The organism is Sphaerisporangium sp. B11E5 (assembly GCF_039871875.1).
GTDB lineage: Bacteria > Actinomycetota > Actinomycetes > Streptosporangiales > Streptosporangiaceae > Sphaerisporangium.
This window is the reverse complement of record NZ_JBDPMD010000004.1, coordinates 185401-210406: the sequence shown is the minus strand read 5'-3', so window position 1 is coordinate 210406 and position 25006 is coordinate 185401. Positions and strand designations below refer to the sequence as shown.

General features: G+C 70.8%; 17 protein-coding genes, 1 tRNA gene and 1 riboswitch. Of the genes, 3 read left to right on the top strand and 15 right to left on the bottom strand.

The window, feature by feature from the left end; translation table 11 throughout:
* Positions 1-619: 619 nt before the first annotated feature.
* From ABGB17_RS06475 to ABGB17_RS06415, 13 genes are all read right to left on the bottom strand, one after another.
* Positions 620-1156, bottom strand: a complete 537-nt coding sequence (locus ABGB17_RS06475) for a hypothetical protein (protein WP_347626869.1) — start codon at positions 1154-1156, stop codon at positions 620-622.
* Between the two features lie 635 nt (positions 1157-1791).
* Positions 1792-3288 carry a trypsin-like serine protease gene (locus tag ABGB17_RS06470; protein WP_347626868.1) on the bottom strand — a complete coding sequence of 499 codons (1497 nt, stop codon included), beginning with the start codon at positions 3286-3288 and terminating at the stop codon, positions 1792-1794.
* A gap of 182 nt (positions 3289-3470) precedes the next feature.
* Complete coding sequence (locus ABGB17_RS06465) at positions 3471-4358, bottom strand: glycosyltransferase (protein ID WP_347626867.1); 888 nt, start codon at positions 4356-4358, stop codon at positions 3471-3473.
* Entirely contained in the window at positions 4355-5092 is a 738-nt protein-coding gene (locus ABGB17_RS06460; RefSeq protein ID WP_347626866.1) for a hypothetical protein, read from the bottom strand. The genes ABGB17_RS06465 and ABGB17_RS06460 overlap by 4 nt, the downstream gene beginning before the upstream one ends.
* On the bottom strand, positions 5089-6525 hold the full coding sequence (locus ABGB17_RS06455; RefSeq protein WP_347626865.1) for a hypothetical protein: 1437 nt from the start codon (positions 6523-6525) through the stop codon (positions 5089-5091). Before ABGB17_RS06455 ends, ABGB17_RS06460 begins: the two co-directional genes overlap by 4 nt.
* 162 nt (positions 6526-6687) lie before the next feature.
* Positions 6688-12282, bottom strand: coding sequence for a glycosyl hydrolase family 18 protein (locus ABGB17_RS06450; protein WP_347626864.1), 5595 nt, complete (start codon positions 12280-12282; stop codon positions 6688-6690).
* Between the two features lie 357 nt (positions 12283-12639).
* On the bottom strand, positions 12640-15375 hold the full coding sequence (locus ABGB17_RS06445; protein ID WP_347626863.1) for an AAA family ATPase: 2736 nt from the start codon (positions 15373-15375) through the stop codon (positions 12640-12642).
* Positions 15376-15448: 73 nt separating this feature from the next.
* Entirely contained in the window at positions 15449-16288 is an 840-nt protein-coding gene (locus tag ABGB17_RS06440) for an alpha/beta fold hydrolase (protein WP_347626862.1), read from the bottom strand.
* 524 nt (positions 16289-16812) lie between these two features.
* A tRNA-Lys gene (locus ABGB17_RS06435) sits at positions 16813-16886 on the bottom strand.
* Between the two features lie 58 nt (positions 16887-16944).
* Positions 16945-17538, bottom strand: coding sequence for a hypothetical protein (locus ABGB17_RS06430; protein ID WP_347626861.1), 594 nt, complete (start codon positions 17536-17538; stop codon positions 16945-16947).
* A 319-nt stretch (positions 17539-17857) separates the two neighbouring features.
* Positions 17858-18024: riboswitch (cyclic di-AMP (ydaO/yuaA leader) on the bottom strand.
* A 584-nt stretch (positions 18025-18608) separates the two neighbouring features.
* Positions 18609-19511 (bottom strand): AraC family transcriptional regulator, encoded by a 903-nt coding sequence (locus tag ABGB17_RS06425; RefSeq protein ID WP_347626860.1) that lies wholly within the window; start codon positions 19509-19511, stop codon positions 18609-18611.
* A gap of 57 nt (positions 19512-19568) precedes the next feature.
* Entirely contained in the window at positions 19569-19967 is a 399-nt protein-coding gene (locus tag ABGB17_RS06420) for an OsmC family protein (protein ID WP_347626859.1), read from the bottom strand.
* 18 nt (positions 19968-19985) lie between these two features.
* Entirely contained in the window at positions 19986-20255 is a 270-nt protein-coding gene (locus tag ABGB17_RS06415) for a hypothetical protein (RefSeq protein WP_347626858.1), read from the bottom strand.
* 144 nt (positions 20256-20399) lie between these two features.
* On the opposite strand from ABGB17_RS06415, the gene ABGB17_RS06410 reads away from it, so the two are divergent.
* Entirely contained in the window at positions 20400-20777 is a 378-nt protein-coding gene (locus tag ABGB17_RS06410) for a phage holin family protein (RefSeq protein ID WP_347626857.1), read from the top strand.
* A gap of 11 nt (positions 20778-20788) precedes the next feature.
* Here ABGB17_RS06410 and ABGB17_RS06405 read toward each other — a convergent pair whose 3' ends face one another.
* Positions 20789-21799 carry a LacI family DNA-binding transcriptional regulator gene (locus ABGB17_RS06405; RefSeq protein WP_347626856.1) on the bottom strand — a complete coding sequence of 337 codons (1011 nt, stop codon included), beginning with the start codon at positions 21797-21799 and terminating at the stop codon, positions 20789-20791.
* 212 nt (positions 21800-22011) lie between these two features.
* Here ABGB17_RS06405 and ABGB17_RS06400 point away from each other — a divergent pair, with 212 nt between their 5' ends.
* Positions 22012-22941, top strand: coding sequence for an amidohydrolase (locus ABGB17_RS06400; protein ID WP_347626855.1), 930 nt, complete (start codon positions 22012-22014; stop codon positions 22939-22941).
* Complete coding sequence (locus tag ABGB17_RS06395; protein ID WP_347626854.1) at positions 22938-23447, top strand: cysteine dioxygenase family protein; 510 nt, start codon at positions 22938-22940, stop codon at positions 23445-23447. The genes ABGB17_RS06400 and ABGB17_RS06395 overlap by 4 nt, the downstream gene beginning before the upstream one ends.
* 104 nt (positions 23448-23551) lie before the next feature.
* On the opposite strand, the gene ABGB17_RS06390 is transcribed toward ABGB17_RS06395, so the two are convergent.
* Positions 23552-24829, bottom strand: a complete 1278-nt coding sequence (locus ABGB17_RS06390; protein WP_347626853.1) for an MFS transporter — start codon at positions 24827-24829, stop codon at positions 23552-23554.
* Positions 24830-25006 lie beyond the last annotated feature (177 nt).

Genomic DNA, 25006 nt, shown 5'->3' with positions numbered 1-25006 from the left:
CGGCGCATCCGTCGCAGGGAGGCTGCGAAGCCGGGACCGTGACGGCCCGGGAGAGCGATGCCGCCGCCGGTCCAACCGGTGCCGGACGTGCCGCGTCCGCCGAGGCGCTCATCGCTGAGAATGGCAGGCCGGCGAGCGCGGCCACGATGATGAAAGTGGTTCGGACCATAATAAATCCTCGGAATTCCTTTCTCGATGTCGATCCATACAACTGCCGAATCCCATGGAGACCAATTGGATTACGGGCATCTCACGCATAGGCTTTTCGATCCGCTCTGATCATCGCATTGGATGAGCGCTGTTCAGCGGAGGGAGGGTCGTCGCCACGGCCAGAAATCAGTAAAACGACACAGCTCGCCGGGAGGTCCGTAACTCCACGCGTCTCCGTTCTCCTCCGGACGGACACATCACAGAGACGGACCAGGAACCCGGCTTCTTTCGGGATCCCGATTTCTGCCGCGTCCAGCTCCGACCGCCCCACCGTCCGGGAACCGGAAAGGGGTGCGCGCCGCGAGCGGCCACACACCCCTTTCCGTCGGTCTCCCTGCGACCGTCAGAGACGATCAGTAAACACACATGGGGTACATGACGACGACTGCCGGACACACCGGGTAGGGCCTCACCGTGACCGGCGGGTACGGCCTGACCACGACCGGCGGATACGTCGCCGTGGTCCCCGGCGAACCGGACGGTCCCTGCGGCCCCGGAGGCCCAGGGGGACCCTCAGGCCCGGCGGGACCCTCAGGCCCGGGAGGCCCGGCGGGACCCTCAGGCCCGGCGGGACCGGGCAGGCCATCAGCACCAGGAGGACCCGCAGGACCGGCAGGACCAGGCGCACCATCCAGACCAGGCAGGCCATCAACACCAGGAGGACCCGCAGGGCCCGCAGGACCTGGCGCACCATCGAGACCAGGAGGACCAGCAGGGCCCGCGGGACCGGCAGGACCGGCAGGACCAGGCGCACCATCCAGACCAGGCAGGCCATCAGCACCAGGAGGACCCGCAGGACCGGCAGGGCCCGCAGGGCCAGGTGCACCATCGAGACCAGGAGGACCGGCAGGACCAGGCGCACCATCGAGACCAGGAGGACCGGCAGGACCGGCAGGACCGGCAGGACCGGCAGGACCAGGCGCACCATCCAGACCAGGCAGGCCATCAAGGCCAGGAGGACCCGCAGGACCCGCAGGACCCGCAGGACCCGCAGGACCAGGCGGACCCGCTGGGCCGGCGGGACCGGGTGGGCCCGGCGGGACCTTGCACAGTTGCGGGGGCAGGCGGAGGAACCTGCACAGCGGGATGGTGGCGGAGTCGGTCACCTCATGTCTGGGCAGCGGGACCAGTTGCACGACCGGAGCCGGGCACCACACGGTGATGGCAGGGAGACAGTCCCTGGAGGCTGCGGGATGCCGGGTGTCCCCGGCCGGCGTCCCGGGGACCGCCCTGAGCGCCGCACCGCGGGCGGCTCCCTGGTCGGGCGGCCGGGCCGCTTCGGCGCCCACGGCGGCCGCCGAGCAGACCAGAACGATCCCGGTCAGGGCACAGCCCAATAGAATCCGTTTTATCAAAGTAGCCACTCCCCATTCTCTTCCGAAAGAGAATTCGATCGAATGGTGATTGAATCCGGCCGGTTCCCCCCACGGGGTCGGCACTCCGGCACCGCGCGACCTTTCACAGAAACGCACGGAAAGCGCGGGAAAGCGCCTCGCACCGGTAAGGGAGAACCGGTCCGGTCAGGCGGCAGCGTGGATGGCCGGGCCACCTGACGGGACCGTGCCGCACAGGGCGGCCCGATCACGGCGTGCTGAACCCCAGGGTGTAGGCACCGGAGCCGGCGTAGGCGACGACCCGGTACCGGTAGTAGCCGGGCGTGCCTGTGTAGGAGATGGTCTCGCGGTTGGCCGGGCTCGTTGAGGAGGCCACGACGAGCCAGGCCCGGCCGCTCCACTTCTCCAGGTAGAGATCGAAGTCGGTGCCCGCCGGGGAGGACAGGCATCCGGTGTGCGTCTTCTGGACGGTCGATCTGTAGTAGAGGTTGCCGGGCTGGTAGGCGGACTGGCCGGCGTTCAGGGACCCGGTCGCTGTCCGCGGGTAGCCCGTGCAGGTTCCCGTGTCCGGCGGCGGCGGATTGCCCGCGGTGGTCACCAGGCTCAGTCCGTAGAAGCTGAGGATCGGAAGGATCGGCTGGAAGTAGGTCGTCCCGCCGGCGCTGCAGTCGCCCGAGCCGCCGGAGGTGACGCCCTGGGCCTGGTCGACGGAGACGAACGGACCGCCGGAGTCACCGGGTTCGGCGCAGGCGTTGGTGCGGGTCAGGTGGTAGACGTTCCCCTGGGGGTACTGCACGGTGGCGTCGCGCTGCTGGACGGTGCCGCAGTGCCAGCCGCTGGTGGAACCGATCCTGCAGACCGACGCGCCCTCGATGACCTCCCGGGCACCGGCGACGGACACGGTGGCGCCCGTCGTGCTCCTGACCAAGGGCCGGGGTGTCCAGTTCGCGTTCACCGCGATCCACGAGTAGTCGTTGCCCGGGAAGACGGAGGCCTGGAAGGTGCCCTGATCTGCCTGGTTGTATCCCTTGGTGGGGGCCCCGGCCCTGCCGCAGTGCCCGGCGCTGACGAACGCGCTCTGGGTGCCGCGGAGCACGGAGAATCCGACGGAACAGCGGCTCGTACCGTTGATGTAGTACGCGTCGCCACCCACCAGGTCGTACAGAGGGCGTGGCCTCTCGTTGGACGGGCGTACGACCACGACGTCCGGCTCGATCCCGATGGACTTGATGTGGGCCGCCGCGTCGCTGGGTTTCGGGGAGAGGACGACCACCTTGTTGGTCCGCACCTCGATGTAATGCACGGCGATCACGTCCGGGGACGTGGGCGGCACCGCGTCGATCTCCGCCAGGACGCGTTTGAGCTGGACCAGCGACTTGCCGACCACCTGTCCCCGGGCGCCCGCGGCGGTGATCTCAGGCAGGTCGGCGGCGGAGGTGGTGGCCACCGTGAGGATCGCCGAGGTGGGTCCCGAAAACCATGAGCCACCGAAACGGGCACCGAGCCTCTGACGGAGCAACGCCGCGGCGGGCGCCAGCCGCGTCTCGTTGAGCAGACGTTGCATGGCTTGGCTTCTGGGGAGCCCGAGGTCACGCTGGAGCGCCTCCAGCATGCCCGGAGGCGGCTTGGCGGGCACGGCCGTGAAGGCGCCCGAAGCTCGATCCGCGGTGGCGGCGGGCCCGATCAGGCTCAGGGCAGTGAACGCGAACACGCATCCGGCGGTGACGACAGGCCTGCGGAACATGCTTCTCCCCTCGACAATCATGACGCGAGGGGAGTACGCCAAATTGCTAGTCGATCATGTTACGCACAGCAGCGTAGCCCGGCCCGCCCCAGCCCACGCCGCGCGCCACGCCGTGTCTGCGGCACCTTCGACGGCGGGATGCGGCGCTACTCCGGCATCGGCGACGGCGGCCCGAGCGAGAGTCACGCGGACGGCCGGTGGCGTCCAGCGTGCGGGAACGCCGCCGGGGCCCACCTGTCGAGGTAGGAGTCGATGGGCCGCAGTTCCGCTGTCGCCGGCCGGGGCTCGGCGAGGACGTCGGCGATGGCGGCGGGGAACGGGCCGAAGCGGGCGCAGGCCAGGACGGTGGCGCGCAGGGGTTCGCCGGTCAGGTGGAGCAGGGCGGTGCGCAGGATGTTGCGCAGCCATGACGTCTGGTCGGGGCGGTGGGCCGGGGTGCGGCGGAAGCGGTGGGTGATGTGTGAGGACGGGACGCCGAGGAGAGGGCGGGCGTTGCGCCACCAGCGCAGGGCGATCTCCACGTCTTCCACGCCGAAACCCGTGAAGGGGGCGAAGCCTCCGGCTTCGGTGAACACCGCCCGGCCGACCGCCAGGCAGCCTCCGGGGACCACACCCACCGGTACGGGGCCGCCTCCGGCGGGGGCACGGTGCCATCGGTAGGTGAACAGGGGGTCCACGATCTGGGCACCGCATCCGACGTGGCCGGGGTCTCCGGCGTCCCGCACGGCGGGGCCGGCGATGGCCTGGGGTTCCTCGTCCAGGGCGTCGAGGAGCGGATCCAGCCAGCCGTCCACGACGGAACAGTGGGCGTCGAGGAACACCAGGGCCGGCTGGGAGGCGACCCGCGCTCCGTGGTTCCTCGCGGGAGCGACGCCGCTGTGCGGCCGGCGGACGATCGTGACGTGGTCCGGCCATTCCCGGTCGGTGCTGCCGTCGGTGCTGCCGTCGTCGACCACGATGATCTCGCGCGGGCGCGGGTCCGCCGCTGAGACCGATCGCACCGTGGCGGCGAGGTCGTCCCCCTCCTGGTACGTGGGGATGACGACCGACGCCGGCGCCGTCCTGGTCACGGGCGGGCCGCGAGGGCGGCGAGCGGGCCGGGCAGGCGGTGGGCCACCGAGGCGGGGGTCTCGGCGCGGCTCCAGAAGGTCAGGCACTCGGGGAAGGGGTCGGCGTCGCGGGTGTCCTGCCAGGCGTACCGCTCGGGTTCGAAGAGGTAGGCGTGACCGCGCAGCAGGGCGGCCTCGCTGAACGCGGCGGGGCCCGCCCGGCGCGCGTACTCCTCGATGGGGACACCGTGGGCGCGCAGGCTGTGGTCGCGTACCGCGGCGTACACGTGACGCGGGACGGCGAGCGGCAGCGGGACCGCGAGGTCGTGGTGCACGGCGCGGCCGAAGAACTCCGAGGGGGAGCGGCGCCAGCCGTCCCGGGGCGATCTGCGGTCGCCGCTGGAGAACGCCATGCGCGGCCTCCCGTTCTCCCAGAGGCGTTCACGCAGGTCGCACCGCCGGGTGAACACCTGGTCGGAGTCGAGGTGCAGGATCAGGGCGGCGTCGGTCAGCAGGTCGGCGTGCAGTTTGGTGAGTTGCTGACCGAGGTAGTCGTCGTCGGCGTCCGGGCAGATGTGGAGGCGCACGCCGGCCGGGACGTCCATGCGCGTCGAGCTCGTCCGCGGGATCACGACGATCACGTCCCGGTGACCCGTCACGAACAGCTCGACCGAACGCAGCGCCAGGGCGAGCCAACGCTCGTCGCGGTGATAGGACCGGATGACGATGTCGACGGACGGCGGCCGCGAGGTCACCTCGGTATGACGATCACGGGGTCGATCGGGTCGACACCCGGCCCCGGCGTGCCGGTGATCCCGCCGGGGGGAAGCGCCGCCCAGTCGATGAGCCCGGGGAAGACCTCGGCCCACTGCGGGTCGTCCGCCCAGTAGTTCTTGACCCCTTCTGCCAGCGCGAACTGAAGCGCGGCGAGCTTGGTGACGAGCGGACGCTCCAGGTTGAGCGCGAGGACGTCACCCAGCCGGACGCCGCCGAGCCCCAGCCGTTCGAGCACGTCGGCGGGCCTGCCCGCGTACGCGGTGAACTCGGCCTGGCCGGTGACGACCCGCGCCTCGCGCGGCTCGAACCCGACGCTCGCGAGTTCCCCGGCGACGAGCTGGGAGCGCTGGTTGACGAACACCGCGACCCAGTCGATGTCCTGCGTCCCGAGGTCCTCCAGGAGGATCTTGAGCAGGGCGGCCGAGAGCCCGATGTTCGTGCGGTGCTGCGGCGTCAGGATGACCGGCGTCAGCAACGCCTGCCCGTCCTCGCTCACGACCGCGAGCCCCAGCCCGCGCAGCGCCCGCGCCCCGACCCCGGCCGGCGGCCACGGACGCTCCTCGTACGCGACGGCCGTCCGCGTACGCGCCGTGCCGGCCAGCGGCACGAAGACCTCCTCAAGGAGGCGGCCGAGCCCGCACGCGCCGAGGAACCCGGCCAGCTCAGGACGATAGGCGCCGAGCACGTCGTCCGTGACGCGCACCTCGAGCCGCTCATTGACGTCGTCGTGCAGATTCCGCATCGCTGGACCTTTCTTGTCGGCACGATTCACCCGTCCTGCCCGGCCGGGGCGAAGGTCCAGCCGATGGCCGAGTATCTGGTCCCCGATCTGACCGGCCGCACCTCGTGCAGAAGCCCGGCATCGAAAACAACCAGCGACCCCGCCGCCGGCTGCACGACCCTGCCCTCCACCGCACCGTCGCCCCGCGGCACATGCAGAACCAACGCCCCCCCCGTCGAACACCGGCAACCCACCGTCCGGCTCGGTGTCATTGAGCACGCACACCACCGTCAGCCGCCGGGCCCGCACCGCGGGCGGGTCATGAGGATCCGCCGAACGGTCCCGATGGGCCCGGAAGTACTCCCCCGGCGAGTAACTGCAGAACTTCGGCCCGTCGAGCCGTATCTCCTCCCCCACCCCGGCGTGCACCTCCGAAGCGACCCGCACCATGGCCGCCACGACGACACGCCCCTCTTGCGCGCCGACCATGTGCTCCCGGCAGTGCCGCATCCGCACGTCGACCACGTCGGCGCTCTTCCTGAGCACCGGCCCCGCCTGCCCCGCCACCCCCGCCATCAGATCGACGACCCGCCGGCACTCCTCCCGGGACAGCGCCCCCTCCACGACCCGCACGAACGGCTCCCCGGCACCCCCCGGCACCCACTCACCCGCACGCTGCCCCTGCCGCATGGCGGCCCCTTCCGGCTCCGGCGACGACGATACACCCGGCACTCACCACCGGCCAGGACACGACCGGCCGGGGGGACCCGGGCCGGAACAAACCCGTCGGCGCCCCCGTCCCGGCCTGAGGTGAGGCGGGACGGGGGCGCCGGTCGGATGGTTCTGGGGGTTCTACGGGACGTCGGGTCTGGGCAGGGCGGGCTTCATGTCCGGGTCGGGTTTGTGTCCTTGGCGTGGGCCGGCCGGTGGCGCGACTTGGCCGGTGGTGGGGTGCGGGGTGGACTGGAGCCGGTCGGCGTCCGAAGCCGGGCTCCGCCGGAGCGGGGAAGCGGCGGGGGCGGGGCCGAGCTTCTTCCAGGCGGCGCTCCTGCCGGGTTCGTCGGCGGACGTGGTCCACCAGTTGGCCCGCCAGTAGAAGCCGTTCCAGATGACGGTGCTCGCGGTGGTGCCGTCGGGGTCGCCGGCGACGGCCGGCGTACCGGGGAGGTTGCCGCTGTTCTTGCCCTCCGCGACGTACGCCGGCTCGTAGGAGTCGTCCGCGAAGGACACCAGCTGGTAACCGGTGCCGGGAGCCGGGGCGCCGGTGGCCCTGACGTCGCCGGCGCGCAGTTGCCACCACTGGTGCGGCTGCCCGTCGCAGGCGCGCACGGTGAGCGACGTGAGGATCCCGTCGGCTTGCAGGCATCTGCCGCGGCTCTTGACGCGGTACCAGCCGGAGCCGCCGTCCTCGTCGACGGTCCACAGCTGGTTCTGGTTGCCCGGCTGGTTCCCGACCAGGTGGACGTCGGTCCAGTCGGCGGGGTGGTCCAGGACATTGCCGCCGACCCAGTCCACGATCCGCCAGTTGGCGCCGTCCTTCTCGAAGGCGAAGGTGCCGTGCGGGTTGTAGGGGTGCCGCTGCCATTGTTCGGCCTGGCAGGCGACCCCGCCGGTGATCACCGGGGTGACGGTGGTGGCGCCCTTCTGATCGTTCTGGGTGGAGCCGTAGGTGCGGGAGCCGGACCTGAGGGTGACATTGGCCGGGCCGGTGAGCGGCAGGTAGTGGCGCAGGATGATCTCGTGCTTGCCGCCGGCCGGGATGTCCTCGCAGTAGCCGAGCTTGACGGTCACGCGATGGAAGTCGGCGCCCAGTCCTCCGGCGTTGCTGCCGCTGCGCCCCTCCTCGATGGTCACGTTCTTGCCGAACTCCTGGTAGTTGACATCCTTCAGGAGCGGCGGCGCGGACGTGGGGATGTCGAAGGCGATCTCGGTCCCGGACGGCAGCGCGGTGCCGGTGTTGTTGGTGATGCGCAGCTTGGGGCGCATCGGGTAGAAGGGGTCGTCGTCGGGGAACTCCGGGTCCGGCCCGGTGGGATGGTCCACCAGTTCGACCCGCACATCGACCACGGAGCCGGGCAACGAGGTCTCGCCCGCGCGGGTGGTCCGGTACCCGCCGGAGTTACGGAGTCCCTCGTCGAGGCGGGTGGTCATGTGGTAGCCCATGCCGTACTCGCCGCTTTCGTACTGGGTGTAGTCGCCGGCGAGCTCCCACATCATGACGCCGCCGAGCTGGTTCTGCCTGACGTACTCGATCTTGGCGTCGATCGACGCGTCGTTCTCGGTGGACAGGAACACCTTCTTGTCCGCGTTCCACAGCCACGCGGCTTCGAGCGTGCCGTCGTACTTCTCCTCGTAGGAGCCCTTCAGCTTGCCCGCCTCCGTGGCGAGGTCGGTGTACGCGCGCAGGTAGCCCGGCATCGTGCCGTGCTGGAGGTTCCTGGCGTGCCACATCGGGTTGGATCCGGAGGCCACCTCCTGGCCGGCCCCGCCCAGGTCGTGCCAGATGTTGTCGATGCCGAGCGCGCCGTCGCCGCAGGGCTGGGGGGTGGCCGCGCCGGAACCGGGACCGGTGCCGGGCTGGCACCGCCCCTGGTCAGGCAGGGACGCGGTGCCCCACAGGCCGTCGGAGCCGCCGGACACGTTCTGCCAGCCGCGGGTGTAGTACGGGATGCCGATGTTGATCCGGCCCGGTGGCAGCGCGCCGCGGTAGTAGTGGTAGGCCCAGTCGACGTTGAAGTACCCGGTCTTGTCGTACTCCTCGGTCGTGTAGAACTGGGCGGCCTTCAGCTCGTTGTCCTTCCCGTCGTCGTACAACGGGGCCTGCGGGCCCACGAAGTGGTTCCACGAGCCGTGCATGTCGTAGGTCATGAGGTTGACGAAGTCCTGGTACCGCAGGGCCTCGCCGGCGTCGTAACCGCGTACCAGGTAGCCCGAGGCGGAGGCCGCGGACGTGAGCAGGTAATAGCGGCCCCGTTCCGCGCCGGCCCGGTCCAGTTTCTCGCGCAGTGTCTTCATCAGCGCGTTGTAGCCCTTCTGCAGGCCCCTGCGGCGCGGGTCCGAGAGCTCCCAGTCGGCCGGGTTGCCGGCCTTGGGCAGTGCGCTCGGGTATTCGTAGTCGATGTCCACGCCGTCGAACGCCGCTTCGTAGCGACCGAGGAACTCGACGACCGAGTCGGCGAAGTCCTCGATGCCGGCCTGGTTCACGCCGCCGTCGGCGTCGGTGGCCATGGCGTAGAAGTTCCGCGTGTCGGCCCAGCCGCCCACCGAGATCAGCGTCTTGACCTGTGGGTGTCTCTTCTTGTAGGTCGCCAGCAGGTTGAAGTGCCCCTTGTACGGCAGGACCGGGTCGGGCTGCGCCCCGAGGGCGCCGGGCCAGGTCAGGCCGGTGGCCGGGTTCTTCGGATCGTCGGGGTCGCCGATGGAGATCCTGTTGTTCTCGATCTTCGCGAACGCGTAGTTGATGTGGGTCACCTTCGACCACGGGATGTTCGGCACCAGGTATCGCGGCTGGTTGTTCTCGCCGGTGCGCCAGCCGGTGAAGTAGCCGACCACCCGCTTGTCGCGTCCGTCCCCGCCCAGCCATTCACGGCCGTCGGCGTCGTACACCTGGCAGTACGGCGTGTCGACGCCGCGGGTCGCGGCGAGTCCCTCCGGGCGGCACTGGGCGTGCCCGCCCGGCACCTGCGGCTTGAACCCGCGGGCGTCGCCGCTCCTGTCGTAGGGGACGCCCGCGCCGATCTGCAGGTTCAGCCCGCCTCCGTGCAGCCCGTCCGGAGGTCCTCCGCCGGTCCAGTCGAAGATGCTGCCGCGCAGGCTCGGCCACTTGTCCGTGAGTTCCATGGCCGGGTCCAAGATCATGCTCTGCGCCAGGTCGTCCATGTTCACCAGCACCGTCACCACCCGGGTGCCGGAGACGAGATCGACCACGATCCCTGGACCCATGTTGTGCCGCAGCAGCGCCGCGTCCACGTTGGTCGCGAAATCGCTGCCCGCCAGTGCCGGTATCGCGATGCCGGTCTGGGCCGGTTCATGGATCCAGCTGTCGTCGAGGCGGTCGATGGAGACTCTCACCACCGCCATCATGTGCTTGTGGAAGACCAGCGCCCGGTCGACGCCGTCCCCGGCGGCGGCGGAGAGGCCGAACTCGAAGTGGGTGCCCTGGAACAGGGGGAAGTACTCGGTGATGGGAACGGGGCCTCGGACAAGGACGTCGTCGTCCGTGCCCTCCTCCATCTCGACCCGCGCGTATTCCCCGCCGCTGAACAGCAGAAGCTGACGCTTGCCGTCGGCGGTCAGCTCGATGGAGGTGTCGATGCGGTCGGCGAACCGGGTGCCGCGCAGACTCGGCCAGTCGTCGCCGATGGCCCGCACCTCACCGAGGTGCCCGTCGACGTCGCGGCTGAACTCCAGCCGGCCCGGAGGGATCGAACCATCGAGATTCGCATCCGGATTGAACCGGGCGTATTCGCCGCGATGGGTGATGTAGTGGTCGGCCATCCGGCTGCCGTCGCCTCTCCAGGCGTCCGCGGTCCACAAAGCGCTGTGGACGGGTGAACCGGACAGGAACACCTGGTCCGTCGAGTGCGGCGAGCCGATGCACGGGGAGACCAGCACGTCCTGCGTGCGCAGCCTACGGACGAAGTCTGTGAGGCACTTGCTGAGGGCCTTCTGGCCGTACGCGTTCGGATGGATGTCCTCCGCCGTGACACCCGGCGTGGTCACCCCATGGACGAACCGTACCGACTCGGTTTCTCGGTATTTGGGCGGATAACTCAGCGAATTCTCGGACGTCGCCTGATAGACGCCCTTCGCGCACAGCTCATGCCCGCTGAACGCGTCCTTCAGTTCGAGGAAGGCCGCCTCCGCCTTCTGGGCCGCGCCGCGCAGCATGTCGCTGATCTGCCTGATGGCGCCGTCGCGCGTCCAGGTCACGTCCGCGTCGTAGAAGGGGCAGCCGCCTTCGGTGTACCGGTCATAGTGGTCGCCCGGGTACCGCATCTCCTGGGCGGGCGGCAGCGGAGCGGGGTAGGACTGGACGATGAGCAGATAGCTGCCCTGATCCTGGCCCGCCTCGATCATGGTGTCGCGGACGGCGGAAAGGACGCGGGAGACGGCCCGGCCCACGTCGCCCGACCGGCGTCTGAGCTGCTCGTCGGCTTCCTCGTGACACGGGGGCTGCCCGAGCATGAACACCGTCGCGCAGTTCTTCACGATGCTGGAGAAGTTGAGGTCGTTACCGCCGATGGATATCACGATCGTGTCCACCACGTGGTTCTCCGCGATGTCGGCGAGCTGCTCGATCTGGGGCCTCTCCCCCTTGAAGGTCTCGGTGAGCAGATGCTTGGTCTCGGCCCCCGAGCACGCGATGTTGAACTTGCGTTCCCGCGGGAGCGAGGCGATGCTCGCGCCCTTGATCTCCGCGACATCGGAGCGGTGACACGCGTCACTGCCGTCCGCGTTCTTCTCATAGACCTCGGTGCCGTCGGCGGCCCGGTCGGTGCCCCAGGAATCACCCCCGGACGCGGTGTTGGCGTTGCCCTGCCAGCGCCCTCCCTCACCGGAGATGTAGCTGTCACCCATCGCGACGGCCGCGCCCGGCAGCTCGTCGTCCAGGGGGCAGACGTCCAGGGCGACCGCGCGGGCCGCGTTCGCCGCCACCGGCGTCGTGCCACCTGTACAGGTGTCCGGATCGCCGTCGTCGGCCCTGAAGAACACCGGGTAGTGATCGGATCCGTGCCGTCCCTCCGAACGCACGGCCCGGTACTCCTCATCGGCTCCCCTGGCCACCATGTAGTCGAACTCGCCACCTTTGTTGTGGGTTCTCGCACCTGACGAGATGATGCGTTCGCCTGGATCGAGCTCCACGACGCTCTTCAACGCCGCCTGTTCGTCCGGGAACCTGAGCTTGTCCCTGGCGGTCAGGCCGTTCAGCTTCGCCTTGTATGCAGCCGAATCCTCGTCGGGGAACCGGTTCCAGTCCCCCATCGCGGCCCAATCACTGTCGAAACCGGCCGTCCCATGGAGGCGGGAAATGTCCTCGACCAGCGTGTCGGCGTTGTTGTTCGCACGCTTCGGGGCAGTGGAGGCGTGGATGGAGTAGTACCAGGTGTTGCCGACTCTCACTCCCAGGGCTTTCCGGAACCTGTTGTCGAGCGCGTCCGAGCGCACGTCGAGGACGTGTACGTCTCTGGAGACGTCGACGCCGGGCACTGTGGTGACGATCGCGAGCCGGCGGTTGTGCGAAAGGGTGTGGATCACGAACGCGGTTCCCCCGTTGCCGGGAAGCGTGTACGTCGCGACCCTCCAGTTCTGCGGGGTCGAGCGAGTACCGTCCGGATTGAGATGAGGCACGTCGTGGTTCACGGGAAGTAGGTCCATGAATCTGTTGTCGGTGCCGCCGTTGACCACTTCCTGGAGGGCGGCGACGGTGACGTCATGGTCTCTCATCAAACCGGGGACTTTTGCTACGTTGTCGCCGTTCGCGTGCAGATTCCACGTCATCGCATTCTGCGTCACAGCCGCGACGGCGGGCTGTGCGGGCGACACGGCACCGAGGAGCCCGGCGGCCATCACCAGGGCCGATAATCCGGCGGTCCGCCGTGTCCACCTCCTCATCGCCCGGCGTGCGGCGGGGTACAGCCGTTCAGGGAGCACTGATCGAGGCATGGCGCCTTCCCGGTGACGGTTCTGGTGCGGACAGGACTCCCGGGTCGGCGCGGCGGTCCCGGGACGCACGCGCTCATGCTCGCCGTCGCCGCCCCGCGGCCGCATCGGCGAACGTCGCCTATGCATCCCGCCCAGGGGTCAGGGAAGGTGCAGGTTCCTGAGCTGCCGGCGGGAGGTGATGCCGAGCTTGCGGAAGATGCTGCGCAGGTGCGCGTCGATGGTCCGCGGGCTCAGGAACAGTTGCGCCCCGACCTCTTTGGAGGTGGCCCCGGTGGCCACCAGCCGCGCGACGTGCAGTTCGTGGAGGGTGAGCGCGTCGGCCGGCTGGGCGGTCCGGCTGCGCGGCCGCTCGCCCGTGGCGCGCAGCTCGCGTGCGGCGCGTGCCGCGTACGCTTCGGCGCCCATGCCGGACAGCAGTTCGTGTGCGGTGCGAAGCTGTTCGCGCGCGTCCTGGCGGCGGCGTTCGCGGCGCAGCCACTCGCCGTAGACCAGGTGGGTGCGGGCGAGGTGGGTCGCCATCCGGCACTCGCCGAGCCGCTCGATCGCCTCGCGATACAGTGCTTCGGCGGCCGGCCCGGTGCTCATCAGCGCCCGTGAGCGCGCCTCCAGCCCGAGGGCCCACTGGGTGCCGGCGGCACGGGCTCGCGAACCGAGCGGCTGGAGCGCGGCGGCCGCGCGGTCCGGCTGGCCCGCGCGGACGGCCGCCTCGACCAGCTCGGGCAACGCCAGGCTGCTGTGCACCAGCTCGTCGGAGTCGCACGGCCCCGCCGCGGCGGCGAGCGCGGCGTCGTAGTCGCCGAGGCCGTTGTGCAGCACCGCCAGTGCGTACTGGGCCACGGTGACCCCTCTGCCCTCGCCCCGGCCGGTCGCGTCCTTGACCATGGCCGCGTACAGCTCGGCGGTCTCGGCCCGCCGGCCGCGCCAGGCGGCCAGCAGGAGCCTGATGTGGGGCAGCGGCGCGGCCCCGATCGCCCGCGTGATCGCGGCCTCCTCGGCGGCCAGCTCGGCGGCGTGGGCGAGCTCGCCGATGTGCATGAGCACGCCGGCGAGGACGTAGAGCGCGGGGGGAAGCACGGCCAGCGCTCCGGCCTCGCGGGCCAGCCGGACGTTGCGGTCGGCCAGCACGTAGGCATGCTCGTCGTCCCACAGCCCCACCGCGACGCGGCAGGCCAGCCACAGCCAGCGGCGGTCGTCGTCCGCGGCGCGGGGTCCCTGGTCGCCAAGCGCCTCCAGGGCCTGCCGCAGGCTGGGCACGCTTGCCTCGTAGCCTCGCGTGTATCTGGTCACCAGCCCGTCGAGCAACAGGTCGACCGGCCCCGGCGGCCCGGGTGGCGCGGGTGCGGCATGGACGGCTTCGGCCGCCTCCAGCACCCCGCGACCGCGGCCGAGAGGTCCGGCGATGATCGACGCCTCCAGGGCTTGCAGGTAGGTCTCGCGGGACAGCGCCGCGTCCAGCGGGGCGAGCGTCTTGGCCGCGTGCAGCAGGGCCCCCGGCACGTCGTTGCCCCGGGTGGAGTGAAACGCGATCTGGGCGCGCAGCAGCTCCACCCGCGCGTGTCGCAACGCGTCCAGCGGCCCTGCCGCCGCGACCGTCAGCAACTCCAGCGCGGCGTCGGACGCACCGGCCTTGTGCTTGGCCTGCGCGGCCGCCAGCGCCCGCCGTGCCCGGTCCGCGGGTTCGGGGGTCAGCACCACCGCCCGTTCCAGGAACGCCGCCGCCGCGGCCAGGCCGCCGCGTGCCCGTGCCCGGCCCGCCGAACGTTCCAGCTCCACCGCGACCGTCTCGTCGGTCCCCAGCACGGCCTGGGCCCGGTGCCAGGCGAGCCGATCGGGATCGGCCCGCGGATCGGTCACCGCGGCCAGCGCACGGTGCGCCCGGCGGCGGTCGGCCGGCGCCGCCGCCCGGTACACCGCCGAGCGCACCAGCGGATGATGGAACCGCACCCGCGCACCGATCTCCACCAACCCCGCCGCCTCCGCCGGCCCGGCCGCCTCCGGACTGATCCGCAACTGCTCCGCGGCGCGCCACAGCAACGCCGCCTCCCCCAGCGGCTCGGCCGCCGCGACGAGCAGCAGCATCTGCGTCTCGGCCGGCAGCCCGGCCGACCGGCGCAGGAATCCGTCCTCGATCCTGCCGGGCACCCCGAGCGCGTCCGGCAGCCCGAAGCCGCCCGCCAGCTCCGCCAGATGCCCCGGCTCCGCGCCGCGGGGCAACTCCAGCAGCGCCAGGGGGTTCCCGCGCGCTTCGGCGATGACCCGGTCGCGCACCCCCTCGTCCAGCGGCGCCGGGACCGCCACGGCCAGCAACGCCCGCGCGTCCCCCTCCTCCAGCCCGTCCACCCGCAACTCCGGCAACCCGGTGAACACGTCCCCCCGGCCCGGGTCGCGCAGCCCGAACACCAGCGCCACCCGCTCCACCTCCACCCGCCGGGCCAAGAACGCCAGGACCTGCGCGGACGCCTCATCCAGCCACTGCGCGTCATCCACCAGGCACAGCAGCGGCCGTTCCTCGGCGACCTCCGCCAGCAGGCTCAAGGCGGCCAGCCCGACCAGGAACCGATCCGGCGGGTCCCCGGCACGCAGCCCGAACGCCACCCCCAGCGCGGCCTGCTGCGGATCGGGCAGCGCACCCAGCCAGTCCAGCATCGGCGCGCACAACTGATGCAAGCCCGCGAACGCGAACTCCATCTCCGACTCCACACCGGCCGCGCGCTCCACCCGGAACTCCGGCGCGGCGCCGCGGGCGTACTCCAGCAGCGTGGTCTTGCCGATGCCGGCCTCGCCACGCACCACCAGCACACCGCTGCGCCCCGCCCGCGCGTCGGCGATCAACCCTTCGATCGCCTCACGCTCGGCACGACGACCCAGAAGCATCGCCTGGTTCTCCCGTGGGGGGCCCGACTGCGATTCCCGCGCTACCCGGCGATTGTCGCCTATCGGATTCGTGTCAGCCAATGGCGGTGAGGATGTCGGCCACCACGTCGGGCATCGAGAGGAACGGCGAGTGGGACGCGTCGAGCGCGACGACGGAGGTCGGGTTGCCCGGGAAGGCCGCGTCGGCCTCGGCGATGAACCTCGCCTGCAGGGCCGGCCTGATCGCCATGTCCCTGGCACAGGTGAGGTACGTGCGCCGCACCGACCCCCAGCCGTCGTGGGTCAGGTCGGTGGTGCCGAGCATGACGCCGAGCGGACCGTCAGGCGTCAGCAGGCCGGTGGCGGCGTCGGCGAGGACCGAGTCGACGTCACCGTAGAACGCCTCGTGAAGCCGCCGCCGGTAAGCCGCGTCATCTGTGGCGAAGTCCAGCCGCAGCGCGCCGATCCGCGCCGGGTCGCCCTGCAACAACGGCGCGACGTGGTCATCGGCGGCCTCGGGCATCCGCGTGTACGCCACAGCCGGGACACCGGACGACGGCATGTACGCGGAAAGATACACCGCGTGCGCGACCAGTTCGGGCGTCCGCTGCGCCACTCGGGTCAGCACGGGCCCGGCCGCGCTGTGGGCGACCACCGTGACCGGCCCACCACCACCGATCCACTTGATCTGAGCAGTAAGTAACCCGGCCGCGTCGTCAAGACTCACGTCCCCCACCGGCGAAAGCTCCGTACCGACTGCCCCGGGATCGTACGACTGCGCACTGAACCACCGAGGACGCCGCGCGTACAGCCCGTGCCCCACCATGTCCACCGCAACGGCCAGGCGCCCGGCCGCCACCACACGGAGGATGACTTCGCTCCAGCACCAAGAGCCGTGCCAGAAGCCGTGAACGAGTACCAGCGTGCTGCTCATGAACACTCCCTGGTGTGAAGCCGTCCGGCTCGATGGAGAACTGCCTACTTCCTTGTTCACTGTCGCAAGCGGGCGGTGACTGTGACGCTAGTAGATCGCTTCGAACTCCGCCGCACCCGAGACGGGCCGCGAATGGCCCGGCTCTCGCATCAACCGCCCCTCCGCGCACCGGACCACCTGAAAACCCCTGGCAACGACACGGAGTCCATGAAAGCGGACGTCGCGCTCGGCCTCGTGGTGCTGAGTCACTGCGGTGTCCCGCTGCGGGCGGGCGGATACGCCGGTGTCGACGTCTTCTTCGTGATCCCCGGGTTCCTGATCAGTTCAGCCGTCCAGGGAGCCGACGAAGTCCGGCCCGATCTCGACCGGCGGGTTCTACGCCCGGCGCCGCCGCAGGCGGCATCGCGGTGTCACGAGCCAGTTCCCCGACACATGAGGGCACAACGAGCCCACACAGGTACCGAAACACCACTGGGCATCCTCCACGTGGTGGAGAATGCCCAGTTCAATGGCGTACTGCTGGGTGCGCCGCCAGGGACTCGAACCCCGGACCCGCTGATTAAGAGTCAGCTGCTCTAACCAACTGAGCTAGCGGCGCATCGGCTACGGCGACTTTAGCAGTAGTGGCGGGGGTGCGCACATCGGCGGGGTGGGGGTCAGTTGGCGGGGGCGGGGGCGGGGTTGTTGTCGATCTGGCTCCAGGCGCCTTCGCTGAAGGGGACGGGGTGGTTCTTCTTGCCTGGGCCGTTGCCCCACTTGGTGATCACGTAGCTGACCTCGATGTGGCCGGCGTCGAAGCCTTGGACCATCAGGGTCGAGGAGTTGAAGGTGCCGCCGGTGAGTTCGGCGAAGGTCTTGGCGTCGATGTCGAGCATGACGCCGTTCTCGGAGGGGATGCCGGGGCCGCGGTCGCCGATGAAGAAGGGGGCTTCCTTGTCCTTGTAGACGATGTAGCCCTCGGTGCCGAGGGGCCAGCTCGGGCTGGCGAACAGGCCCTTCTGCATGGGCTTGCCGATGGCGGGGAGGCCGGTGTCGCCGGCGCGGCCGGAGGCGTCGTCCCAGAAGTAGGAGGCTTTGGTGGAGCCCTGGAGGAGCATGGGGGGGACGATCCGGGTGGAGGCACCGGGAGGGGGGAGCTTCTGGGCGTGGGCGGCTACGGCGTTCGCGCAGAAGATGGAGGTGAGGGCCAGGGTCGCGCCGGCGGCGCCGCAGGCCATGCGTTTCTTCGAACAGCTACGGAGAAAGGTCATGGGGTGGCAGGATCTTTCATCAGAAGACACGGAGCCGCGGAGCCGGTGTGCGTGGGGTCACCGGTGCGGGTATGGGACAGCGCTCTCAAGACCGTGGCGTTCGTGGGCCTGGCTGGAGATCGCGGCACTAAGGCGCGTTGTCACGTAAAGGGCCGGTCAGCGGTGGCGGAGATGCGCCACCACGTCACACTGCGGGCGAGACGGGCTCGCCTGGGGTGGACGGCTGCTTGTAAGCCGATTTTCCGCCGCTTCTGACGGCGAGATCCGGGGTCAGGTCACCCGGGCATTGAGCTTGGGGGGAGTGGGGTGCTCCACTCGGGTCTCCTCTCCGATGACGTCTACCGGGTTAGCTGACGGGTTCGGGCTAGAGAGTCGCCCTACCGCGGGTCTGCGTTCGCTTTCCCACGGATTCACCCCAATGTTGATTGGGTCCCCGGCTCCCTCCAGGCCCCACAGGGCCCTTCTGGGATTCGACGCCGGGTGGCGGCCTTCCGGCTGAAGACCAGGTCACCACCCGATGTAGGTAAAACCTTACCCTCCAAGTCAGGGCAAAGCAAACGATGTGTGTACAAAGCATTATAAGATCTACCAAAGCACCCCAAACCCCTATATTTACGGCATTTGCCAGCCGGTCCGGGGGTGCGCCACACCCACCCAGCGCTCTCCGCGGCCCTCACCCGCCCATGATCACGACGTCGCCACCGGGCACCGAAGCACCGCCGAAGATGATCGCGAACGGCGGTCCTCACACGGGATCACCGGGATGCGGGAAGGAGGAGAGAGGGCAACAGGTCCGGGCAAAGGTCGGGGCCGGGCAGTCCCCCGCCTGCCCGGCCCCGGTTTCACGGTCCTGCGCCGGTGTCTTCCCCCAAAAACACCGGGCGGTCCCGCAGTACGGACACGGTCCCCCACCGCGTCCTTGTGGCAGAAAGCTCCAGTGCGCCCTGGTTCCCCGGGCGCCGGTGCATCCCCCTTGACCTGCCTTAACACTACATACCGGGGCCTGAGGCGCTCGTCATCGGACGGTATAGATTCCGTCTAACTCGCGGGGGATGACCGGGCTTGGCGCCTCAGGGCAACATCGGCGCGGCGACGAGCACCGAGTCGTGCAGGCGGGCGGCGTCCCGGCTCGGCGGGGTGCCGAAGAGGCGGCGGTACTCGCGGGTGAACTGTGACGGGCTGTCGTAGCCCACGGCGTGGCCGACGGCGGCGATGTCCGTGGGGCCTGCGGCCAGCAGCAGCCGGGCCTCCTGGAGGCGGATCTGCTTCTGGAACTGGATGGGGCTCATCGCGGTGACGGCCTGGAAGTTGCGGTAGAAGGCGGACGCGCTCATGCCGGCCAGCCGCGCCACGTCCTCGACCCGGAACGCCCGCGCGTAGTTGTCGCGGATCCACCGCACCGCCCGGGCGATGTGGGCGTGGTTGCTGTCGGCCAGGCCGAGCTGGCGGACGGTCGGGCCCTGCTCCGCCGTGATCAGCCGCCAGAGGATCTCCCGCTTGATCAGCGGCGCGAGCACCTCGATGTCGCGCGGCTGGTCAAGCAGGCGCAGCAGCCGCGCCACGGCGTCCAGGAGCTCGGCGGAGGCGTCGCTCACGGCGAGGCCGGGGGACGCGGTGGCGGCCCGCGGCGCGGCGCCGGACGACGCCCGCAGCAGCAGGTCGGCGATGGCGGACGGCTCCAGCGTCAGGCCGAACCCGAGCGCCGGCCGGTCCGGGCCGACGTCGACGAAGTGGCCGGTGACGGGCAGGTCGACCGACGCGACGAGGTACTGCCCGGCGTGGTACTCGTAGACCCGCTCCCCCAGCGCGAGCCGTTTGGCGCCCTGCGCGATCAGCGCCATGACCGTGCCGGACATCGACGCCGACGGCCCGGCGGGCTCCTTGACGCAGGAGATCAGTACGCCGTCGATGGGGGTGCTCAGGTCGGGCCGTGCGTGCCGGGCCAGCAACGTGCGGATTTCATCCAGAAGCATGACGGTGCGGCATCCAGGGACGTGTGGCCGGGGCGGGGACCCCGGCCGGGGGACGACCTATTCCTTGAAGGCCAGGTGGACGGGGACGCCCTTCTGGAGGGTGTTGCTCACGGTGCAGTAGCTGGCGTGGACCCGGGCGGCCACGTTGCGGAAGACCTCGTCGGCCTCCGGGTCGTTCTCCGGGAGCTCCACCTCGTAGGTGATGGTCACCGGGCCCAGGATGTTGGGCGCGCCCTTCTCGGCCTCCACGGTCATCGACAGGCGGGCCAGCCGGTGGCCGCGTTTGGCGGTGAGGGGTTCCACCGTGACGATGTTGCAGCCGCCGACCGCGGCGAGGAGGAGCTCTACAGGGGTGAAGACGCCTTCGGTGTCGCTGCTGCCGATCTGGACGGCCGCGCCGCGGGCGTTGCGGGCGACGAAGCCGTCGTCGGTGCGTTCCACATTGACCGATGCCATACGGGAAGCCTAGGTGGTTCAGGCGTCAGGGTGCTTCGTGAGGTAGTCGATGTACACGGGGCGCAGGGCCTCGCCGAGTTCGCCCTCGCCGGCACCCATGGCGTCGCTCAGCAGGGCGGAGAAGCGGCTGAGGTCCTTGGCGGCCTCCTCGGTGTGGCCGGTGGCGGCCTCCGCGACGGGGATGACCTTCAGGAGATCCCACAGGAAGCCGAGGTCGCCGTGCGCCACGGCGTAGCGCACCGCGCGGTCGTGCAACTCCTTCGGCGAAAGTGCCTGCAGCTCGTCCATTTCCATTAAGGATCACCCCTCTTTCACCCCTTTCCCGCGGATCTGAGGGATATGCAGATCCGGTAGCTCCGATACGCCTTTTCCTGCCCTCACCTGGTCTTCCGCCCCTACCGATCATCGTGCGCCCCGTGCCACCATCAGGGCGTGAAGATCATTGTCAAGATCATAATCGTCGCGGGGGCCCTGTGGGCGGCCACGCAACTGATCCCGGGGATCACCGTCAGCGGTGGCACCACGGCGATGACGGCCGCCACACTGCTCGCGGTCGCGCTCATCTTCGGTGTGGTGAACGCCGTGCTGAAGCCCATCATCAAGACCATCGGCTGCGCCTTCTACGTACTGACCCTCGGCCTGTTCGCCCTCGTGGTGAACGCGCTGCTGCTGCTGTTCACGAGCTGGATCGCCGACCAGCTCGACCTGCCGTTCAACGTGGACGGCTTCTGGGCCGCCTTCTGGGGGGCGTTGCTGGTCGGCGTCATCACCTGGCTGCTCGACATGCTCCTCGGCCTCAACGAGGACTGAGGACCAGGGACTCAGGACGGCACCCCCACCGAGCCGCGTTCGCGCAGCGCGGGCGCCTGGATGATGCGGCGCCTGCGGCTGCGCCCGTCGGCCGCCGCCACCACCAGGCGCACCGCGGCCCGCACGATGCCGTCGATGTCCCAGTCCACCGTGGTGAGCGCGGGGGTGAGCAGCCCGGACATCGGGTGGTCGTCGTACCCCATGACCGACACGTCGCCGGGGACGGCGAGGCCCAGCTCGGACGCCGCGGCGTAGACGCCGTAGGCGATGGAGTCGGAGAAGCAGAACGCCGCGGTGGGCCGGTCTGCGGAGCTCAGCACGCCGCACGCCGCCTCGGTGGTGGCGGCGAGGCCCTGCGGGGCGGTCACCACGTCGATGCGCAGGCCGAGCCGCTCGGCCTCGGCGGTGACGTGCACGTCGGCGGGCCGGTCGGGGGTGCTCGGCCGGGTCGGCGTCAGCACGGCGATGTGGCGGTGGCCGTTCTCCTTGAGGTACTCCAGGGCCATCGTCACGCCGCGCCGGTTGTCGAACACCACCTCCCCCGCCGTGCGCGCCCCGGTGAGTGCGTCACCGATCGCGACCACGGGCAGCGTCTCGGCCAGCTCGGCCCACATCGCGGCGGCCGGGTCCACCGGCTGGACGATCATGCCGTCGACACGCTGGTCGCGTAGCTGGTGGGCGAGGGTGCGCTCCCGGGCGGGGTCGCCGGCGGCGTCGAGGATCAGCGCGTAGCGGTCCTTCTCGCGCAGCGAGCGGCCGATGCCGACCGCGAGGGACTGCTGCCACAGGTCCTCCAGGGACCCGCACAGCAGCCCGATCATGCCGGTACGCCCGCTGGCGAGCGCCCGCGCGATGGGGTCGGCCTCGTAGCCGAGCTCGGCGGCGGCCTGACGCACGCGCTCGATGGTCTCCTCCGACACCTGCATGCCGCGCAGGGCGTACGAGACGGCCGCCGGAGAGAGGCCCGTCGCCTGAGCCACCTCGCGGATGGTCGCCCGCTTGCGCGGCTGGGAGCGCGGCACTGATCCAGCTTATGCCCAATCACCGCGCCGGGGCGGCATCCGTTACCTCCCGCCTGGGGGCACTCTGTTGACGGGAGGCCGAGTGAAGCGGTTCACTGAAACGTATCAGTGAACCGCTTCACCAGCCGAGTGGTCGCCTCACCGGCGGGGACGAGTAATGCCTACTAACTGAGTAGGTTTTACCGGGTACACTGAGGGCGAGGAGGTGACCAATGGCCACGGACGTGCACCAGCACATCTGGACGCCCGGCTTCGCCGCGGCACTGCGCGACCGCGACACCCCGCCCTTCCTGGACGGCTGGACGCTCCACCTGGACGGCGAACAGCCCTACGAGACCGACCCGCGCGACCACGACGTCGAGCGGCGCCGGGCACTCGACGCGGACCTCGACCTGGCCCTGGTCTCCCTCTCCAGCCCCCTCGGGATCGAGCACCTGCCGCCGCACGAGGCCTGGCCGCTGCTCGACGCCTACCACGACGGAGCCCTGGAACTGCCCGCGCCGTTCGGCGCCTGGGCGGGCACCTGCGTCACCGAGATCGACCCCACCCGCACCGCCGCCGCGCTCGACCGCGGATTCGCCGGGCTCCAGCTCCCCGCCACGAGCGTCGGCGACGCCGAGGGACTGGAGCGGGCCGCCCCGCTGCTCGACCTGCTGGAGAAACGCGACCTGCCGCTCTTCGTCCACCCCGGCCCCGCGCGCACCCCCGGCGCCCCCGCCTGGTGGGCCGCGGTCGTGCCGTACGTCCAGCAGATGCACGCCGCCTGGTACGCCTTCCAGGCGTTCGGCCGTCCCCGTCACCCCCGCCTGCGCGTGTGCTTCGCGCTGCTGGCGGGCCTCGCGCCGCTGCACACCGAACGCTTCATCGCCCGGGGCGGATCCACCAGGGGCGTCGTCGACCCCGGCGTGTTTTTGGAGACCTCGTCGTACGGCCACCAGGCCATCGACGCGATCACCCGGGTGACCGGGATCGAGGTCGTGGTCCTCGGCTCGGACCGCCCGTACGCCTCCCCCGCCAAGACCCTGCTCGGTGCGGCCGCCGAGCAGCAGATGCGGTGTACCAACCCGGCCCGCCTCCTCGGCGCGACCGGGACCCCCGCCACCACATCCGCTTTGAGCAACGAAGGAGCCGAACCCAGATGAGCTGGGAGTCACTGCCCGACAGATTCCTGGACCCGCGCGAGCTGCGGGCGCTCGTCGACGGCATCGCCGCCCGTCCCGAGCTGTGGTCGCACCAGGTCGCGTTCGGCGAGCACGGCGAGGCGCGCCACTACGCCTCGCTGTACCGCGACTCGTACGTGGACGTCTGGCTGATCTGCTGGCGCCCCGAGGACGACACCGGCTGGCACGACCACGACGTCTCCTCCGGCGCGCTGCGCGTGGTCGCGGGCGCCCTGAAGGAGTCCAACCCGCGGATCGGCGGCGAGCACAGGCAGACCCTGGTGCCCGCGGGCGACACGTTGTCGTTCGGGCCCGAGCACATCCACCGCGTCAACGGCCACGCCGAGACCAGCGTGTCGATCCACGCGTACTCGCCGCCGCTGTGGCGCCTCGGCCAGTACACCATCAGCGACGACGGCGTGATGCGCCGCACGTCGGTGAGCTACGCCGACGAGCTGCGGCAGGCGTCGCAGGACGCGCTGGTCTAGCCGGCGGCGGGGTTCCCCGGCCCGGGGCTCCGCAGGGGACGGCGCCCGCGGGCGCCGGGGACTTGGGGGTCCCGAGCCAGGGAGTGATGAGCCACGCTGGGATGTTAGGGGGCCCCGGGGGTCGGATTCCCGGTGACACGCGCGGCGGCGGGGTGGCCGGATGCGGCCAGCGGGCGGGCGGCGAGCACGCCGAAGAGCAACTGGGCGGCGCACGCGGCCAGGCCCGCCCCGAGTGGCACCGTCCACCCTCCGGCGATCTCGTGGACCAGGCCGATGAGCAGCGGGCCGAGTGCGGCGATCACGTAACCCGCCGTCTGGGCCACGGCGGACAACGCGGTGACCGAGGTGGGGTCGGGGGCACGCAGCGTGATGATCAGCAGGGCGAGGGCCAGCGAGGCGCCCTGCCCGACGCCGAGCACGACCATCCACAACCAGGGGGCGGTGACGGGGGCGATCAGCACGCCGAGGTAGCCCACGATGGTCAGCCCGGCGGCGGCCGCGACGTGCGGCACCTGCGTGGCGGCGCGGCCCGCGTGCCAGGGCACGGTGAGGGTGGCGGCGATCTGCGCGAGGTTGGTGAGGGCGAGCAGGTATCCGGCCTCGTCAGCGGGCAGGCCGGCGTCCTGGAAGATCGTCGGCAGCCAGGCCAGCATGACGTAGAAGGTCAGCGACTGCAGGCCCATGAAGCCGGTCATGTACCAGGTCGTCCGGTTGCGCAGCAGGGCGGCGTACGGCCGCGGCACTCTGGCGGACTCCGGCCCGCGGGCGGCGCGGCGGGCGGCCTGGGGGCCCCACAGGACGGCGGCGAGCAGGGCGAGGAGGGCCGGGGACAACGCCGCGAGCCGCCAGCCGTGGTCGCCGCTGAGGGGGACCATGACCGCCGAGGCGACGGCGGCGCCCACGACCAGGCCGGACACGTAGACGCCGGTGAACGCGCCGACACGGCGGGGGAAGTGCTGCTTGACGACGCCGGGCATGGCCACGTTCATGATCGCGATGGCGATGCCCGCGACGGCCGAGCCGGCGTACAGGGCGATCGTCCCGCCGCTCACGCGCAGCACCACGCCCGCCGCGAGGACGAGGAGGCCGATCAGCAGGGTGCGGTCCAGGCCCACGCGGTTCGCCAGCGCGGGCGCGGCCGGGCCCGCGACACCGAGGCAGAGCACCATGATCGTGGTGATCGCGCCGCCCGCCGTCGCACCGAGCCCCAGTTCGTGCATGATCTCGTGGAGCAGCGGGGACACCCCGGCCAGCGCGGGCCGCAGGTTCAGCGACGCCACCACGAACCCCGCCACCAGCAGCGCCCCGCCGCACAGCCGAAGGCCCCGCGCCCTCCGGGATCCGGAGGCCGGGGGAACCCGGGCAGGGGTCGTGCCGTTCACAGGCCTCGAAGCCTATCCCGTGGGCGGAAAGGACCATCGGGCGGGATGGCTGATGACACCCCACGCGCACACGCCAGGTCCGGCCGGCACGTCCGCCGGCGACAGCCCGCGTTCACGCGTCCGGCTCGGCCCGCACGTCCGCTGGCATCTCGTGTCGCCCCGGCCGGCTCGGCCGCA